Annotated in this window: 15 protein-coding genes; 3 read left to right on the top strand and 12 right to left on the bottom strand. The window is 66.2% G+C overall.

Annotation, left to right across the window (positions count from 1 at the left end; translation table 11 throughout):
- Positions 1-39 precede the first annotated feature (39 nt).
- From ACQR07_RS29575 to ACQR07_RS29545, 7 genes are all read right to left on the bottom strand, one after another.
- The gene (locus tag ACQR07_RS29575; protein ID WP_434905608.1) at positions 40-933 is read right to left on the bottom strand and encodes a glycosyltransferase; all 894 of its coding nucleotides are present in this window, start codon (positions 931-933) and stop codon (positions 40-42) included.
- On the bottom strand, positions 890-2,023 hold the full coding sequence (locus ACQR07_RS29570; protein ID WP_434905607.1) for a glycosyltransferase family 4 protein: 1,134 nt from the start codon (positions 2,021-2,023) through the stop codon (positions 890-892). Before ACQR07_RS29570 ends, ACQR07_RS29575 begins: the two co-directional genes overlap by 44 nt.
- Positions 2,011-2,766, bottom strand: coding sequence for a hypothetical protein (locus ACQR07_RS29565; RefSeq protein WP_434905606.1), 756 nt, complete (start codon positions 2,764-2,766; stop codon positions 2,011-2,013). The genes ACQR07_RS29570 and ACQR07_RS29565 overlap by 13 nt, the downstream gene beginning before the upstream one ends.
- Positions 2,767-5,037: a polysaccharide biosynthesis tyrosine autokinase gene (locus ACQR07_RS29560; protein WP_434905605.1), complete on the bottom strand. Its 2,271-nt coding sequence runs from the start codon at positions 5,035-5,037 to the stop codon at positions 2,767-2,769.
- 175 nt (positions 5,038-5,212) lie between these two features.
- Positions 5,213-5,851: a hypothetical protein gene (locus tag ACQR07_RS29555; RefSeq protein WP_434905604.1), complete on the bottom strand. Its 639-nt coding sequence runs from the start codon at positions 5,849-5,851 to the stop codon at positions 5,213-5,215.
- A 99-nt stretch (positions 5,852-5,950) separates the two neighbouring features.
- Positions 5,951-7,375, bottom strand: coding sequence for an O-antigen ligase family protein (locus tag ACQR07_RS29550; RefSeq protein ID WP_434905603.1), 1,425 nt, complete (start codon positions 7,373-7,375; stop codon positions 5,951-5,953).
- Positions 7,376-7,421: 46 nt separating this feature from the next.
- A complete protein-coding gene (locus ACQR07_RS29545; RefSeq protein WP_434905602.1) occupies positions 7,422-8,618 on the bottom strand; it encodes a polysaccharide biosynthesis/export family protein in 1,197 nt (398 codons plus the stop codon).
- 323 nt (positions 8,619-8,941) lie between these two features.
- On the opposite strand from ACQR07_RS29545, the gene ACQR07_RS29540 reads away from it, so the two are divergent.
- Entirely contained in the window at positions 8,942-10,198 is a 1,257-nt protein-coding gene (locus ACQR07_RS29540) for a hypothetical protein (protein WP_434905601.1), read from the top strand.
- 13 nt (positions 10,199-10,211) lie between these two features.
- Here the strand turns inward: ACQR07_RS29540 and ACQR07_RS29535 are convergent, their stop codons facing one another.
- Positions 10,212-10,829: a transglutaminase-like cysteine peptidase gene (locus ACQR07_RS29535; RefSeq protein WP_434905600.1), complete on the bottom strand. Its 618-nt coding sequence runs from the start codon at positions 10,827-10,829 to the stop codon at positions 10,212-10,214.
- Between the two features lie 205 nt (positions 10,830-11,034).
- The gene (locus tag ACQR07_RS29530) at positions 11,035-11,373 is read right to left on the bottom strand and encodes a helix-turn-helix domain-containing protein (protein WP_434905599.1); all 339 of its coding nucleotides are present in this window, start codon (positions 11,371-11,373) and stop codon (positions 11,035-11,037) included.
- A gap of 969 nt (positions 11,374-12,342) precedes the next feature.
- On the opposite strand from ACQR07_RS29530, the gene ACQR07_RS29525 reads away from it, so the two are divergent.
- Entirely contained in the window at positions 12,343-12,567 is a 225-nt protein-coding gene (locus ACQR07_RS29525; RefSeq protein WP_434905598.1) for a hypothetical protein, read from the top strand.
- Between the two features lie 3 nt (positions 12,568-12,570).
- Here ACQR07_RS29525 and ACQR07_RS29520 read toward each other — a convergent pair whose 3' ends face one another.
- The 3 genes from ACQR07_RS29520 to ACQR07_RS29510 form a co-directional block, all read right to left on the bottom strand.
- On the bottom strand, positions 12,571-12,918 hold the full coding sequence (locus ACQR07_RS29520; protein WP_434905597.1) for a hypothetical protein: 348 nt from the start codon (positions 12,916-12,918) through the stop codon (positions 12,571-12,573).
- Between the two features lie 41 nt (positions 12,919-12,959).
- Complete coding sequence (locus ACQR07_RS29515) at positions 12,960-13,871, bottom strand: acyl-CoA acyltransferase (RefSeq protein WP_434905596.1); 912 nt, start codon at positions 13,869-13,871, stop codon at positions 12,960-12,962.
- A gap of 183 nt (positions 13,872-14,054) precedes the next feature.
- The gene (locus tag ACQR07_RS29510) at positions 14,055-15,275 is read right to left on the bottom strand and encodes a hypothetical protein (RefSeq protein WP_434905657.1); all 1,221 of its coding nucleotides are present in this window, start codon (positions 15,273-15,275) and stop codon (positions 14,055-14,057) included.
- Positions 15,276-15,413: 138 nt separating this feature from the next.
- Between ACQR07_RS29510 and ACQR07_RS29505 the strand changes: the two genes are divergently transcribed.
- A complete protein-coding gene (locus ACQR07_RS29505; RefSeq protein ID WP_434905595.1) occupies positions 15,414-16,598 on the top strand; it encodes a glycosyltransferase family 4 protein in 1,185 nt (394 codons plus the stop codon).

Genomic DNA, 16,598 nt, shown 5'->3' with positions numbered 1-16,598 from the left:
GGGCATCCTGAGGATGATTCGAGGCGCAGAACGGTGCTGCTACGACGATGCGCGCGGCAGCTGCGGCCGCCGCCCGGAACGGAAGCCATTCGTCAGGTAATAGCGGATGGCATCGCGCAAATGGCTGCGCTGGGTTCGGCTGGTCAGGAGCGCGCGAAACGCCCCGGCGCTGGCCCGCTTGCCATCCGCCCTGACCCGCACCGAGGATGTCAGGCACACCCGCATGCCGGCATCCCATGTCGCCCGTCCGAGCTCGACATCGGACATGAACAGGAAATAGCGCTGATCGAGGCCGCCGAGCCGGTCCCACAGCGAGCGCCGAATCAGCACACAGGACGACTGCAGCCAGTCGACGTCGATGAGATCGGTCCTGCCGTCCGCGAGCGGATCGATCAGGTGAATTTCGTTACCGCGCTCCGGCCAAAGCCGCCGCTTCAGTTGGTGCAGCAGCGTCGGGAATCGACGCGCGGTCTCGACCAGCTCGCCATCGTCGCTCAGCTGCATGGGGGCGAGCACCCCGATGGACGGATCCGACGCGGCGATCGCGATCAGCCGGTCGATGCTGCCGGGCTCGTCCCAGATGATGTCCGGATTGCACAACACGACGAAGTCGGTGGGCGCCAGGCTGCGGACACCCAGATTGCAGCCCTTCGTGTAGCCGAGATTGTGCTTCGGATCGACCAGCACGAACGCCTGCTCGGCCGCAGCCAGCGCGAGCCGGCGGTGCTGGTCGGCGTCGGCCGAATTCTCGACCACGGCAACCGTCAGCTTCTGCGGACCCGTCTGGCGAGCGAGGCTGCGCACGCATTGCATGAGCCGCTCGGCCTTGAAGTAGTTCACGATGACGACGGCGACCGTGGTCGCCTCGGGAAACGCTTCGATGACCGGGCTAGCGATGCGGACGCTGCGGTCCGCAACCGAACTCCTGGGCAAAGGCTGCGGCGATGTCACGCCCCGATAGGCGCGCGCTGGGGCGAGATCGCCATCCACTCGCTGCGGTAACATACCCATCCCGGCCCCTCATTCCCCGCCTCAGCCCGGTCAGGATTTCGGACGGGCTCCCAGTCGCCAAGCTTAACACACAATTCGCATCTGATATAAACTCTAACACTCCCACGCGATGGGTAACCATAACAGGGGTGCCATGCCATAACGCTTCCAGCGGGGTGAGGCCAAACGACTCGAACCGGGTCGGGCACACGAAGAAGTCGATCTCGTCGTAGAAGCGGTCGCGGGCGGGGCCCCGCAGCGGCCCGCGCCAGATGACGCGCCCTTGCTGCGTTTCGGGCTCGCAGGCCCGTCGGATGCCCGCGACATACCGCTCGGAGGCCGGACGGGGTTCGCCGGCAATGTGAAGTTCCGCATCGGGTTGATCCCGCCGCTGCCATGTCGAGAATGCCTCGACGAGTTCCGCCAGGCCCTTTCGCGGCGCGATCTCGGCCATGAAGCCGAAGCGCACGGGTCCCGCGGAGGGCGGTCGTGCTCCGGACAGTTCGGGCCCGAGGAAGGGCTCCGGAATGACGGTCGACTTGGCGGCGAACAGCGACGACAGCATCGAGTGCTGCCGTTCGAGATTGGACGAATAGATGATCCGGTCGGCGAGCGCCATCAGCGCCATCTCGGCGGTCGCGAGATAGGGAAACTTCTTGAGGTCGCGCGGCCGCTTGAATTCTGCCCGCGCCAGATTGCCCTTCGGACTGTAGACGACGCGCAGACCGCGCCGGCGTGCCCGCACCGCGATCAGCAGCGCCGCCGGATTCCAGGCTCCGGCCACGAACAATGCGCGATAGCGCGACAGATCGAGCGGCCCGCGCGAGGGCCGATCCGCGCGCATCGGCAGCGCCGACAGGCTGCCAGCGTTCTCGACGAAACCATCCCGGCTCAGGACATCCAGCCGAATTCCTTCGGCGCGCAGCACGCGTGCCAACAGCAGGATGCTTTCCGGTACGCCCCCGAAGCCGAGCGCGAACTGATGCGCCACCACCAGAACCGCGCTGCAGGGCTCGTCGGCTAGCGCTTCCATGGCTGATCGTCGCTCCGGTCGACGCCGGGAATGGGCACTCCGGGCAGCACCGCATCCATCGCCCGCGACAGCCGCTCGCGATGGACTTGCGCAACCTCGATCAGCCGCACCAGCACGGCGATCCGCGCCTCGGCACCGACCGCGGCATAAATCGACGCCGCTTCGTCATAGAGCCCGTTCTGGACCAGCTCGGCGTACTCGTTCACGGCCAGGCGCGCGAGGCCTGGGTCCAGCGCCGTGAAGCTGCCGAGCGCCACCGGGTTGCGTTTGAGCGCGATCCAGCCCTCATGCGGCGCAACCGCATAGGACATCCTGAGATCATCCAGATGAGCCGGCGCCACATCCGAGCCGCGGCTGTCCATCGAGAACAGCAGCAGCCACAGATAGCCATCGGTCGGAATGCAGCGAAGCGCCGCGCGCAGGTCGCTGCGCAGCGTCGTGAGCAGTTGCGCCGCCTCGTCGTTGCGCTGCGCCGAGGCGGCGTCCTCGTACAGATAGAGGCGCAGGATGGCCTTGGCGCGGACGGCGGCCGGCTGGCACAGACCGAGCGGGCCGCCATCGCCGATGCCGGCCAGCGCCCGGCTTGCGGGTTCGAGCTGAAAGGCGCGCCCGCCGACGATCTGGGTCGCGATCCGCTCCGCATCGGCCGACCGCCAGAAGGCCGGCAAGGTGAGGGCGACCCAGGCCAGTACGACGATGGCCAGACCGATCGGACCGGCGCGATCGAGGCCGGGGACCGTCATTTAGTCTGAGTATCCATAGCGGCGATAATAATCGTTGCGGTAATAACCGCCGTAGCCGTAGCGCGACATGAGCTTGAGCTCGGCCTTGTTCAGGACCACGCCCAGGAGCTGCTCGCGCAGATGTCGCGCGGAGTTCATCGCGTGCTGCACGACGTCGATCTTGGTGCGTCCCCATTCGACGACGAACACGTAGGAATCGATCAGGTCGCTGGTGGTGCGGACGTCGACGACGGGCGCGAGCGGCGAGAGGTCGACGACGACATAGTCGTAGCGCTTGCGCAAATCGTCGATGAGGTTGCGCATCACCGCGGATGCCAGCACCTCGCTGGTCTGGGCGTGGCGCGACGGGATCACGGCCGGCAGCAGATCGAGCCCGGTCGCGGGCTCGCGCCACAGCACCTGCGACATGTCGCGCTTGCCGGAGAGCACCTCGAGCACGCCGCACTCGGCGGCAGGCATCAGCCCGCGCGTCAGCGACGGGTTGCGCAGATCGCCGTCGATCAAGATGGTCCGCGCGCCGCTCTGCGCCAGCAGCTCGGCGAAACCGGCCGCCACCGTCGACTTGCCCTCGTTCGGAAGCGACGAGGTGAAGCCGATCACGCGGCCGCCGCCACTGCGCGCAGCGATATCCGCCGCGACCTTGATCGCCCGAACCGATTCCGTGAAGCCGGAGAACGGATTGTGCACCACGTGCCAATACAGCCCGCCGTCCGGCACCACCTGCCGTGGCCCGCGCTGCCCGGGCGGCGGCGCCGGCAGGCTCAGCTGCGGCTCGATCTTCGGCAGGATGGCGAGGCAATGCGCCTGCAGCTGCGTCTCGACCTCGTCCGTGGTGCGGAACACGCGGTCGGACATGTCACGCAGACGTCCCAGTCCGAAACCGAACAACAGGCCTGCGGCGCCGGCGATCGACAACACGATGCCCAGCCGCGGCGCGCTCGGCTTCAGCGGCCGCGCCGCCTGGGTGATGACGCGCGCCTCGGTGATCGGGAACGATTGCTGCTGCACCGACTCCATGTAGCGCTGCAGGAAGTTGTCGTGCAGTGCGCGATAGCTCTGGGACTTGCTTTCGAGGTCACGCAGCGAGACCTGCGCCTCGTTGGTGACCCGCGACGCCGAGACCGCCTGGTCGACCTGCTTCTCGATGCTGGCGGCGCGCTGCGTCGCGATCTCGAGGTCGCTCTTGTAGGATTCGCCGAGCCGCCGCAGCTCGTCCATGATCGAGCTGCGGATGCCCTGCATCTGGTTGCGCAGGTTGACGGCGGCAAGATGATTGCGGCCATAGCGTGCCGACCAGTCCGCTTCGCGCGTGGCCAGATCGAGATATTGCGACCGCAGCTTGGACACGACCTGGCTGTTCAGCGTATCCGCGACGGTGCCGTCCACGGTCGATTCGGGATTGTCGGCCAGCAGCACGGCTTCGATGCGGTCGAGCCGAGCCTTGGCTTCCGACACCTGCGTCTTGGCGACCACCAGCTGGCTGTTGAGCTCCGCCAGCTGCTGCTCGTTCATCAGCCGGCCGCCGGATTCGACGATGTTGTTCTGCGCCTTGAACATGACCACCGCCCGCTCGGCGGCCGACGCCTGCTCGCGCAGCTCCTTGATGCGGTCCTGCAGCCACGACGTCGCGCGCTTGGTCGCCTTGTACTTGGCATCGAGCTGATCGACCACATAGGCATCGGCAACCGTATTGGCGATCTGCGCGGCGCGGTCCGGCGACAACGAGCGAAAGCCGATCTCGATGATGTAGGTGAGGCCGACGCGGCGCACCGTCAGGCTGTTGGCGAAGTTCTCCGTCGTGCGCCGCAGCTTGTCGAATTCGGATCGGCTCCGATCGCTCCCGAACAGGTCGCCGATCCATCCGGCGACCAGGGTGATCAGGCCGGGCGATCCCGCGAACTCCGGATCGTCCGTCAGGCGCAGGTCCTTGATGACTGCGAGCGCGATGGTCTCCGACTTGATGATCTGCACCTGGCTCTCGACCGAGGCGCTGTCGATCGGGATGTCGCCGAGCACCGACTGCTGCTGAAACAGCTGGTTCTTGCGGCTGTCGATGATCAGGCTCGCGGTTGCCGTATAGGTCGATGGTGTCGCTACGAAGTAGCCGGCGCCGAGACAGAGGCAGATCGCGAAGACGACGAGAATGAACTGGTATTGGCGACGCAGGAAGCCGCTCAGGTTCGTCAGCATTTCTGCAGACGACACGACCTGCTCCGCGGCCGCTCGCGCGACGGTCGGGACGATGCGATCGAGATCAGGAAGAACGTTCATCACGCACTCGCAATTCGTCGCCCGCGGACTGCCCGTCCAGTTCGGCATCCTGCCGCATGGGTTGCTCCGGCTCCGCGCCCTGCTTGCATCATGTCGCCCCGCTCGCGGGCGAGCGCGCAGCGGAAATTGATCCGAGGTTCAGAGCCGTCGCACGCAACTGCAGGCGCAGCGCCGCTTACGGAGACGTCGTCGTCGAAATCGTGAACGTGGTCGTCGTGCCGGTGCCGGTCGTGGAGCCGGTGCCGGTCGTCGACGGGTTGTAGGTGAAATTGCCCGTCGGCGTGCTGCCGCCGCCGATCCCCTGCGCCGAACCGGTGCTGGTCGGCGTGCCGCCGAGGGTGTTGGTCTGGCCGCCGACGGCGCCGCCGGCGCCCGCGCCGCCGCCACCGGTCGCAGCGGTGCCCTGATCGTTCGCGCCGCCCGAATAGGCCACGAACACATCCTGATCCTTGGTTTCGGCGATCGCCTGCAGGATCTGGTTGGCATAGGCCTGATTGGTCTTCACGACCACCTTGGCGGCCTGGCCGAGCGCGTTGCCGATCGCGGTCTTCTGCGCCTTGCTGGCGTTCGGCACGAGACCGAGGATCGCATTCAGGCTGCCCGGATCTGCGATCGCGACCTCACGCAGAAGCGAGACCATCGCCGTGCCGCCCTCTGGATATTGCGACAGGACCTGTCCCGGATTGGCCAGGAAACGCTGCGAAATCGTCTGCTGCTGGGCTGCAGCGGGCGCGGGCAGCACCGCAGCAGTGAGCGCAGCCGAGACGAGCGCCAGGGACGCGGCCGCAACGATCGAGGACTTCAGGCTTTGCACGCTCGCCTCCTTCACAGAAACCTAACATATCCATAACTTACCACGTCATAACATGCCTCATGTGCGCAGGCAAAGGCGCACCGCTGGGGCGCAGCATCCTCACATTCGGCCTAAAGAATTAACCTTGATGCCCCGCGCTCCACGGGCGCCCTCGCCGCGACGGCGCTGCGCCAGTCCGACGCCGACCAGGCTCAGCACCGGAATGGCAAGTCCCGGAATCTGCAACGAATAGTCGATCAGCGAATGCGCGACCGCCATGGCGCCGCAGACCAGGCCGGCGATCGGGAAGATCGCCCCGGAGCGGCGCTGGAGCGAGGCACCTGCCAGCATCGCGAAGATCACGATCCAGGCCAGGCAGACGGCCATGGCGAGCGGCAAGCCGAGCTCCGCGGCCAATTCGAGCGGCGTGCTATGGGCCCGGTCCCAGACGCCCCAGATGGAGGGCTCCGGACCGCGATAGTGCGGAAACACGTAGCGGAAGGACCCCAGGCCGGATCCGAGCCAGGGGTGATCGCCAATCATCCGCCAGGTCGAGACATAGGTCTCCCACCGTCCACCGCCGCTCAGGCCATGGGCCCCGATCCGCTCGGTGACCTGGCCGCCGAGCACGGCGAGCGCAAGGATGATCAGCACCAGCGCCGGCACGAGGCCCCATAGAAGGCTGCGCCAGGATGGCAACTGCCGGCGCAGCATGAGGACAACGGCCCCGACGCCTCCCGCCAGCGAGATGGCGAGACCCGCCCGCGATCCGGTCAGAAGGACGCAGATCATGCAGACCGCCGCGCCCGCAGCCGAAAGGCCGAGCTTGCGGTCCCAGGTCACGCTGCGAAGTGATGACCAGCCCGCCGCGAAGGCGCCTCGCGCGATCAGACGGCGCAGCAACAGCAATCCCCAGACCACGGCACAGCAGCCGAAATACAGCGCAGCGGTGTTGCGGTTCGGAAAGGTGGCATTGAGGACGTTGCGGTCCTGCACCTTGTCACGCAGCAGCACCACGGAGGGATCGATGAGATAGGCAGCGAGGCCGTAGACGGCATAGGCGAGGCCAGACCACGCGACGGTCTTGAGCAGAAACTCGGCTTGTGCCGGCGAGCCGGCCACGAAGAAGGAACAGGCCAAGACGGTCAAGCAGGCAAGCGGCGCGCCCAGTGCGAACAGCGGCTGATCTCGGACCAGGGCCAGCGGCGCGGCAGGATCGCCGCCGACGAGCCGCCACATCTGGGCCCAGACCGGGTCGGGCCGGCCGCCGAACCAGGGCTGCAGGCTGATCTGCTCGTGCAGAACGAGGGCGTAGAGAGCGACGATGAGGACCGCCAGCGCAATCAGCAGCCGATCGCCTGGCCGCGACGCCTGCCGCCGCGACAGCAGCACGGCAAATCCGAGCAGCGCGAGCAGAACGGCGAGCGCGCTCGGGTCGGTGCCGGCATAGGGCAGAGGCGCGAGCGCAACGGTCGCGGCGAGCAGCCAGCACGCGACGCGATTGGTCTCGTCCGCGTCGAGGGCGGGCTTGCCGGACGAACTCACGCGAGGAGTCGCGCTCGCGGCGGACATGGCGCCGGCCGCGGACGGATCAGGGCGCCGTCTTGATCGCCGCCCGCAGGGTCGTCGCGTTGGCAGCAGCCACGATCGGATCGTTGACCGTCGCCGTCACCAGCCGGATGTACTGCATGATCTTGGCGGATTCGACCGACTGCGCGTTCGAGATGTAGACGACGTCCTTGTTGCGGACCTGAAACTTGGTGGCCATGAAGTAGCTGCTGGGGTCGCGGAAGTTCACGTTGTAGATCACGGGCACGACCGGTCCGGGGAAACGGCGGGTGTCGACACCGAGCTGCTCGGCGACCTCGCGGCTTTCACCGCGATAGAGGAAGACGGCGGCCGGATCGGCAGCCGAGTCGTTCAGGCCGCCCGCCTTGGCGACACCTTCGGCCAGCGAAATGCGCCAGGCGTCGAAGTTGAACTGGCCCTGCGCACCCGACGCACCGAAGGCGACGAAGGTCTGCGGCTCGCGGTAGACGTAAATGGTGTCGTTGGGCTGGATGTAGATGTTGTTGGTCGGCTCATAGACGAGCTGGCCGAACGGGATCGTCGTGCGCCGTCCGCCGCGCTCCAGCATGACCCAGGTGTCGAAGCCCTGGCCCTTCGGACCGCCGGCGCGGGTGATGGCGTCCAGCATGCGCTCGCCGGCCGCATTGGCCGGGAAGCGCGACGGCGCGTTGACCTCACCGAGTACGCTGATCAGCGACGTCCGCTGCTCGACCAGCGTCACCACGGCCTGCGGCTCGATCGCGCGGTTCTTCAGCGACTCGACGATGGCCTGCTGGACTTCCGCCGGCGTCCGGCCCTTGGCGCGGATCGCACCCGCGTAAGGCACCGAGATGAAGCCGTTGTTGTCGACGTTCTGGTTCGGAATCGTGACGTAGTTGCCGGGCCGCACGCCGGCCTCGATCGGAATGAACAGACCGCCGGCCGCGGCCTCGAAGATCGTGACGCTCACCACGTCGCCGATGCCGAAGCGGATTTCGGTCGGCGCCCGCTTGAATGCCTGCGTGGCGGAATCGGTCAGCCGCGGCGCAAAGGAGGCAAGCACGCGCTCGACCTCCGGATTGACCTTGATCAGGGCGTAAGGGAGGCTCTCTTCACTGCCGGCTTCCGACGACCGGACGGCGTCCTGGTTGGGACCGCTGGCCGGCATGATGGAGCAGGCCGCGGACAACGCTGCCACGGTTGCGACCACCCCCCAACGCATCAGCCCCAAAATGGACATCAAACCCCCAAAAACATGCTAGCGGTAACATGCCCTGCGGCAACTGAACAGATATCGCGGCCGCGAGGAGCCGCCCGACTGTTATTAACAGACCAATCGTTGCAGAATCACCACAGCGGCCTTAACAGCTTGTTAGTGAAGACGAAATTCTTTCGGCGCGCGCATCGTCCGGGCTCAGCTCCCAGTGGCGCGCGGCGGTTTGTGAAGCTCCCGCCGGGACGCCGCGAGCCTCCGCTGCGCCACCACCTCCGCGAGATTGTGGCAAAGCGCTCCCTTTGGTCGACCGGTTGCTGAAAATCGGTCCGATGAGAAGATGAACTGACGTGATCCTCACCCAAAGAGCGCTCCTTGTGCTCGCCTGCCTCGCGCCAGCGCTGCTGCTCGACCGCCTGGCCGGCTGGGGCTTCGTCGCGGCGGCCGCCGCGCTCGGCCTCGTCGCGCTGCTCAGCGCCAGCGGCTCGGCCCTGGGACGGGCATGGACCAGTTGCCGGCCGGCGCTTCCCGGCGCCATCGTGCTGCTCGCCATTCCGGTGTTGCAGCTATTGCCGTGGGCGCCATCAAGCCTGGCCTCGCCGATCTGGGATCTGACCGCACAGGCGCTGCAGATCGACGACATCGGCCGCTCGATCAGTCTCGATCCGGCCGCGACCTTGGCGAGCCTGACGAAGATCGCCGCCCTGCTCGCCTTCACCGCGACGACTGCGCTTGTCGCTGCCGACAGGACCCAGGCCTCTCAGCTCTATCGGGCGGCCTGCCTCTCGGCCGCGCTGACGGTGGCGCTGCTGATCGCGGGCGGCTGGCTTGGCCTGATCGCGGCCGACATCGGCTTCGCGGCGGAGTTCTTGGGTAGCCTCTGCATCATCATGGCCACCGCGCTCGGTGCCGCCACTCAGGGACGCGCCCAGGCGCGCTCCTCAGCTCAGTCCATGCGGATCAATCTCGTCGTCGCGGGCGCGACGGCTTTGGCTGGCGTCGCAGCGCTGGCGATCGGTCCGAGCTTGGCGGGGCTGGTCACGACCATTGCTGGCGCCGCCATCTGCGTGGTGGCGACGCGCCTGAAGCTGCCGCGGTTCGGCACCCGGACGGCGGCCGTCATCAGCCTGCTCGTCACCGTGCTGGCGGGCACTGCGATCTTGGCGCCCAGCCGCGGCGCAGGCGCGGTCCTGGCTTCGGCCCCGCGGCCGGAGCGCACCATGCAGGCCGCGGACACTCAGCGGATGCTGGCCGACACGCTGCTGCTGGGAGCGGGGGACGGCAGCTTCGACCGGCTTGCGGAGCTCTATGGAGGTGGCGCGGAAACGTCGAACGTGCCGACCGCGGCGCTCAGGATCTATGTGGAGGACGGGCCGGTCGGATGGCTTGCCTTGCTCGCAGGCGCAACGTTTCTCGCCCTGAAGCTGCTGGCCGGTGCGGCACGGCGCGGCCGCGATCGCCATTACGCGGCATCAGCCGCAGCCAGTGTACTGGTCGCGATCGTAGGAAGCGCCTGGACTGCCGGGCCGGCGCTCGCGGCCCCGCAGGTCGTAATGGCCATGGTAATCGGCATCGGTCTCGCGCAACGCCGGTCGGCAGAGGCCTGACCTCGCGCCGCCTTCAGGCGGCCGATCCCGCGACGCTCGACCAATAGCGCGGGTTGGACGGGGACTGCACCCGGACCCACCGATAATTGGCCTTCGCCCACGGACGAACGTTGGCATTGAGATTGTCGACCACCAGGTCGCCCGAGCGGGTGCGCACCACCAGCACCAGATGATGCTCGCCCCAGCTGGTCACGACCTCTGCCAGAAGCAGCGCCCTGGCCGGCCAGCCGCGCTGCAGCAGGGCATGCCGCTTGGTGACCGCGTAGTCGTTGCAGTCACCGCGAGACGGACCCACCAGCCACTCCTCGGCCACGACGCCGCGGGTGTTGCGGGTCGGGACGATGGAGCGGTTGACCTCGGCATTGACCTTCACGAGCTCGGCGTAGCGATCGGCCGTCAGCTCGACGCCGCCGCCGCGAAACACCATGCCGGTCGAGCGGCAATCCTGCGGATAGGTCATGCAGAACTTGACGTGCGCCATCGGCGGCAGCGCCGGCGCGTCGAGTTTGATGCGCTCAAACTGATATTTCAGGTTCATCGGCAGGCCGACGATCGCGGCTTGCGCGGCCTGGCTGACGCCGAGCAGCACGGCAAGCAACACAACCGAGTAGAACTTGAACCTGGGTCCCATCGCACAACTCCACGCACTCATGCAGTAGAGTTAGCCGATACGAATTAGGACGCAGTTGGGCGCCACTGTGCAATTTGGCTCAAAACGCCAGCAGGGGCTTCACGCCGCATTAAGGGCAAGGCCAAGCATATCGAGGCAGGCGTATCCAGACACGCCGGATCGAGCCACGCGGACCTCGCCGGTCCGGGCCAAGGCCACCCGCTCGTCAGTGGCTCTGGTGCTCGAGGCTCACCACGCGCGCCGAGGACTGCTCCTCGATGCGGGCCTTCTCCAGCAACAGATCGGTGACGATCTTGCGGAGCCGGCGGTTCTCGGCCGTCAGCTCATCCAGCGTCCGGCGCATGTCGGCGACCGTCGCCGGGACCGATGGCATCGGCGGCTCGAGCGGCGCCTCGATCGCCGGCACCTGCCGCAGCTCGGGGGTGCGCGACCGCAGCTTGCGCCAGCGGTGCAGCGTCATGACGCTCACCCCGAGCACGTCGCAGATTTCCACCTGTGACTTGCCAGCCCTGACCATCTCGTCGGCCTGGGCGAGCTTTTGCATGATTTCCTGGTAGGAGTGCTTTTTCATTGACCCTGTCGTCGGCGGACGCCCATCATCTACAACCCATCAGGCCGACAGTTGACGCGTCACCGCCATAAGTTGCAAACGGTAATCTATCACACTCCAGCCAAAATAACCATTCCGTTAAGTTTTTGAACCGACCAATCCACGAGTACCACGCACACTTCGCGTGATGGATAGTGCGACGTTGTGAACCTCGGACACCATTAACAACATAATGACCAACACCATCAGCAGCCCGCCGATCCCGTTTGATCACCAGCGCTAACGAATGCGGCATCACGTCGCGATCGTCTAGAACTTGACGCTGCGCCTCTTGGCATCTGATTTTGCGTTGCACCAAAATCACTGGTTCCGTCCTTCAGCCGAACAGCTCACCGGTCGACGTCCGGCGCGGTTTCGACGCCAGGCGCGACGGAGTCACAGGCGACCGGTAAGCGATCGAAAGCGCCGGCTTCCGCCTCGAGCGAGCCGGCTGCGGAAGCATGGACTTCCCAGCCGGGCTATATCGGCCAGCAACATTTGCAAACAACATAACCATTCGTAACAACGTTCAATATCGCTGAAGGACACGCATCTGTGATCATCGGTAGCAATGAGGCATTCATAAGTCCGAAGAGTGCCACATTCGGGCGAAGCTTCTACGCGAATGAGCGCTACTTCACAGTGCGCAACATCACGGCGGGCGGCCGGGAAACGCTATTCACAAACCCAGCCGATGCCGCGGCCTTCCAGCCTGCGACATCGTCGTGGCTCGATCGTCACACCTGGCGATTTACGGCGCGGCGCTGCGGGCGCGGCCGACCGCATCGTGCGGGAGGATGCGATCGATGACGGTGGCGGTCGAATTGGTTAAGACACCCCGAAGTTGACCACTGCAATTCGCCGCTCAATATCAGCGTGATCTCAAATCCCTTCGTCTAACGTACGTAGCGGAGGGTTTTTCCGATGCTGAAACATTTGTTCACGACCATGGCCGCCGCAGGGCTCATCGCCGGCCTGTCGCCGGCCCATGCCGGCTTGCTCACCTCGCCGATCGGCCTGAAGATCGCCATGGAAGCGTCCGGCGCGCTGACCAAGGCCGATCTCGCCGATCCTCAAGACGCGTGCATGCTGCGCGGTGGAAGCGGACTCTCCGGCCCGATCACGCTGGAACGGCTTGACGCCGAATAGAGCCTATCGCGGCTTCGGCACCGGCTGCAGGATCAGCCGGCCATCGTCCAGGCGGCCGCGGAGTAGGAACAATCCCCGATCCGTCGCGACGACGTCCCCGGCCTGCAGCGTCTCATCGTTCAGGACGCGCTCGGTTGCGAGTTGCTCGGGAGGCGGCGCCGGAAGCAGTGGGTCCCGCGGCCGGGCGGCGGCATCCCGCCGCGCCTGCTCGGCGCGCTCGCGCGCCTGCAGCACCTTCTGCTTCCAGGCCTCCCGCGAGAGATCGCTGTCCGGCGACAGCCGGTCCGGCGGCTCGGTCGTGTCGAGATCCTCAGCAGCGGCGGCGATCGGACATGCAAACGAGAGCGCCAACCAGACGGCGGGCAGCCGAGATCCCTCGAGGCCGCAGCAACTCAGCCATCGAACAGCGCCGCCTCGGTGAAGGCGAGATCGCCGAGACCTGGCGGATTTGGTCCCTTCACATATTTGCGGCCGCGCTTGTCCGAGTACCATCCGATGAGCCCTTCCATCGGCGCGTTCGCGTCCAGCCGCATCAGCAAGCCGCCGCGCCGCGCCAGGAACCCTCCGATATTGCCTGTCATCCGCACCAATTCATCGAGATCGCGGCAGTATAACAGACGATAGACCGGCAGCACGTTCTTCACGTGATGCTTCTGGAACACGAACGGATAAGCATTGTCCGCCTCGCGCGCGACGACGCTGAGGCAGCCCCAGCCCGCGTGCTGCCGCAGCAGATCGGCCTCGTAGCTGCTCAGCCCAGCAGCTTCACGTTCGGAGTACTCGCTGATTTTTACTCCGGCGCGCCGCCGCGACAGCACGGGGGCTGCGTAGATCTGGCCCTTGCAGTAGACCTTGAAGCCCTGCGCTTCGACCTGTGGCCAGGTGTGGGGCGCCGGCGTGATGTTGAAGTAGGTCACCGTCTTGTCGCGCGTCGCCGCCCGGACGAGCATCGAGCTGAAGGCGCGAAATGCGGGCTCGACGTACCAGCTCGAGACGTTGGCCCTGATGATCGGCACGCCGCCGCGCTCGATCGCGGAGAACAACAGCAGGATCACCCCGACGGGCGCGCCGCCATGATCGAGACAATAGCCGAAAGCCGGATAGCCCAGCGGTCTTGAACGCGCTGCGTGACGCGCGAGGCCGCGCAACCAATAGGCCTCGCTGCGGAAGGCGAAGCCGCGGGTCAGCAGCGCCGCCACCGCCGGCAGATCCGCCGCGCCGATCTCGCGAATGCGTACGCCCGTGACCGCCTGCGTCGGCGCCGGCGCATCGCTCGCGACCTCAAGCTTCTTGATCGGCTGCATCCCAGCGTCACCCGATGATTGCCCGGCGCGCGACGCCGGCTGGATCCGTTATGCTGCAATTATCGTAAAAAGGTCGCTCCGCAGTGAACCACGTCGCTCTGGCATTACTATCCGGTTAACGGAATGCGCGAGACGCGATCGTGATGCTATCACTCGACGAAAATTCGCACTGCGCCGCAACGCTCATGACCGTGGCACACGAAACATGTAGGTCTCATTGGCATTGAGCCCGTCGACGAAGAACCGCCCCGGCTTGGCGTCGATCCGGCGCTGCAATCCGTCCCAGCCCCAGACCTCGATGCTGCGGGCCCACGGCGGCAGTTCGATCTCGACCGCGCGGCCGGGCCGGTCGGTCCAGCCGGCGATGTTTTGCCAGACGATCAGGTCCGCATCTGCGCCGCTCAGGGTATAGAGCGCGAGCTTACGATCGATCGATACGATCTTCATGTGCCCGGCGAGCTGCAGCACCGTCTTCAGCACCGCGCTGCGCGCCTCCGGCACCCACGGATCCTTGCTGCTGGCCATCGCGTAGGCGAGGCCGTCGACCTCAGGCGTATCGCCGAGATTCCAAGGAAACGCGATCACCGAGACCGGCGACCGGCCATCCTTGCCGACAACGGCGAGCTGATCCCAGATCGCATTCAGAAACAATCTGGCTGCGGTCTGCTCGTTCTCCCACGCGCCGGCGCGCGCGACGTTGAACTCGGTGGTGTAGAAATTGACTTCGCGGCTCAGGCGCATCGCCTGCTTGATGCGATCGAAGCAGGTCTGCACCGAGAACTCGCGTCCCCTGGTCATCGGATACCATCGATCGTTGTAGTAGGTATGCAGATCGATGCCGTCGAGACGTCCGTCCTCGAGCAGATCGGCGATCGCCGGGCCATAGCCACGTAGCGTGGCATCGCCGTGTGAATTGCAGGTGGCGAAGCCGCCCGGCACGACGCGCAGCTTCGGATCGACGCTGTGGACGCCGTCTGCGAGCCCTGCCAGCGCATCGTGATAGTCCTTGCGCGGGATCGACGCCTGCACGTCGGGCTCGTTGATCGCGGTGAAGATCGTCGCGCCCCAGTCGGGCACACCGTTTTCCTGGCCCCACTCGCCGCCCGGGCGAAACCGCTTGGCCATCGCCTGCCCTGCGGCGAACCAGTCCTGGTAAGAGCCGATCGGCTGCGGCGGATTCAGGCTCTGATAGCTGCCTTCGTATTCGAGCAGGATCAGCGGCGTGATGCCGTTCCTGTGCGCCTCCAGCATGGCCGCATCGAAATCATGCGGCGTCGGCAACCGCGCCAGCGTACGCCAGCCATAGGAATCCATCCGGCCCATCCGGGCCCCGACGCCATGGAGCGCCTGGTAGAGCTGCGTGCTCTTTCCAGCCAGATGCGTGACCAGATTACCGCCGCCCATGCGATCACGCAGCGCCGGGCGAGCTCCTGTCACATCATCGGCAACGCCAGGCGTGACGGAGTTAAACATTAATAGCGCTATGCTAATGACCAGCAGATTGGAACGAAGTCGCAATGTCTGATCCCGTAGATTTTCGTGATGAGTTTGGAGATCGTCCAGGTCGTTCAAGAATTAAGCAATGCTGGCGGCGTTGAAACCGTCGCCATCGAGCTCGCGCGCGTTTTCGGTCGGAATGGTTTATCGAACGTCGTGCTGGCGAGCGCGGTCGCGGACAATCTCGAACAGTCGATCAGGGTGGAGCGGGTCGCGCCTTGGCTCGCGCGGATTCCGACCCGGGGCGTGCTCCGTCATCTCGGCCGCGCCATCGTCGTGCCGCTGTTCACGCTCGCCGCGACGCGCGCCCTCGCGCGTCATCCCGATGCGGTCGTCATCAGCCATGGCGACAGCCTGCAAGGCGACATGCTGATCGTTCACGCCGTCAATGCGCAAAGCCTTGCGGAGAAGCGGGCCGCCGGAACCTGGCGCTGGCTGTTCAATCCGATGCATCTGTGGGTGAGCCTGCGCGACCGCTTCATGATCGGCGGCCTGCGCTATCGCGCCTTCGTCGCGGTGTCGGAGCGCGTGACGGCCGAGCTGCAGCGCATCTATCACGTGCCGGCGTCGCGCATCCACGTCATCTCGAACGGCATCGACCTGCACCGGTTCTGCCGCGACGAGCGTGCCGGCAGGGCGGTGCGCGAGGAATTCGGCATTCCGCAGCATGCGCGCGTACTGCTGTTCGTCGGCCACGAGTTCAGCCGCAAGGGACTGGCGCACGCCATCGGCGCGCTCGACCGGCTCGGCGACGACGTCTGGCTGCTGGTCGTGGGCTCCGACAATCCCGCGCCCTACCGCAAGCTCGCGCACAACGCCCAGGACCGCCTGGTCTTCGCGGGGGCGCGTTCGGATATGCCGGCGATCTACGCAGCGGCGGACGGCTTCGTCCTGCCGACGAGCTACGAGACCTTCTCGCTGGTCTGCATGGAGGCGATGGCGTGCGCGGTGCCGGTGTTCGCCACGCCGGTCGGCGGCATCGAGGACTATCTGCACGACGGCATCAACGGCTTCCGCATCGATATGGATGCGGAGGACATCGCGGGCAAGATTGCCGCCGCGTTCGCCGATCCGGCGCTGATGCAGCGGCTGCGAGACGGCGCGCGGGCGACCGCGCAGAGCTACGGCTGGGACCGGGTCGGGCAGAAATACATCGAATTGATCAGAGAGATCGACAGAGCCAAGCGCGCGACGGCACGGCCGGCGCTGCCGCTGTCCGCCCAGGCCTGA

Origin of the sequence: Bradyrhizobium sp. HKCCYLS20291 (genome assembly GCF_051167715.1) — a bacterium.
GTDB lineage: Bacteria > Pseudomonadota > Alphaproteobacteria > Rhizobiales > Xanthobacteraceae > Bradyrhizobium.
Note: the sequence above shows the minus strand (reverse complement) of the source record. Positions and strands in the feature narration are given on the sequence as shown.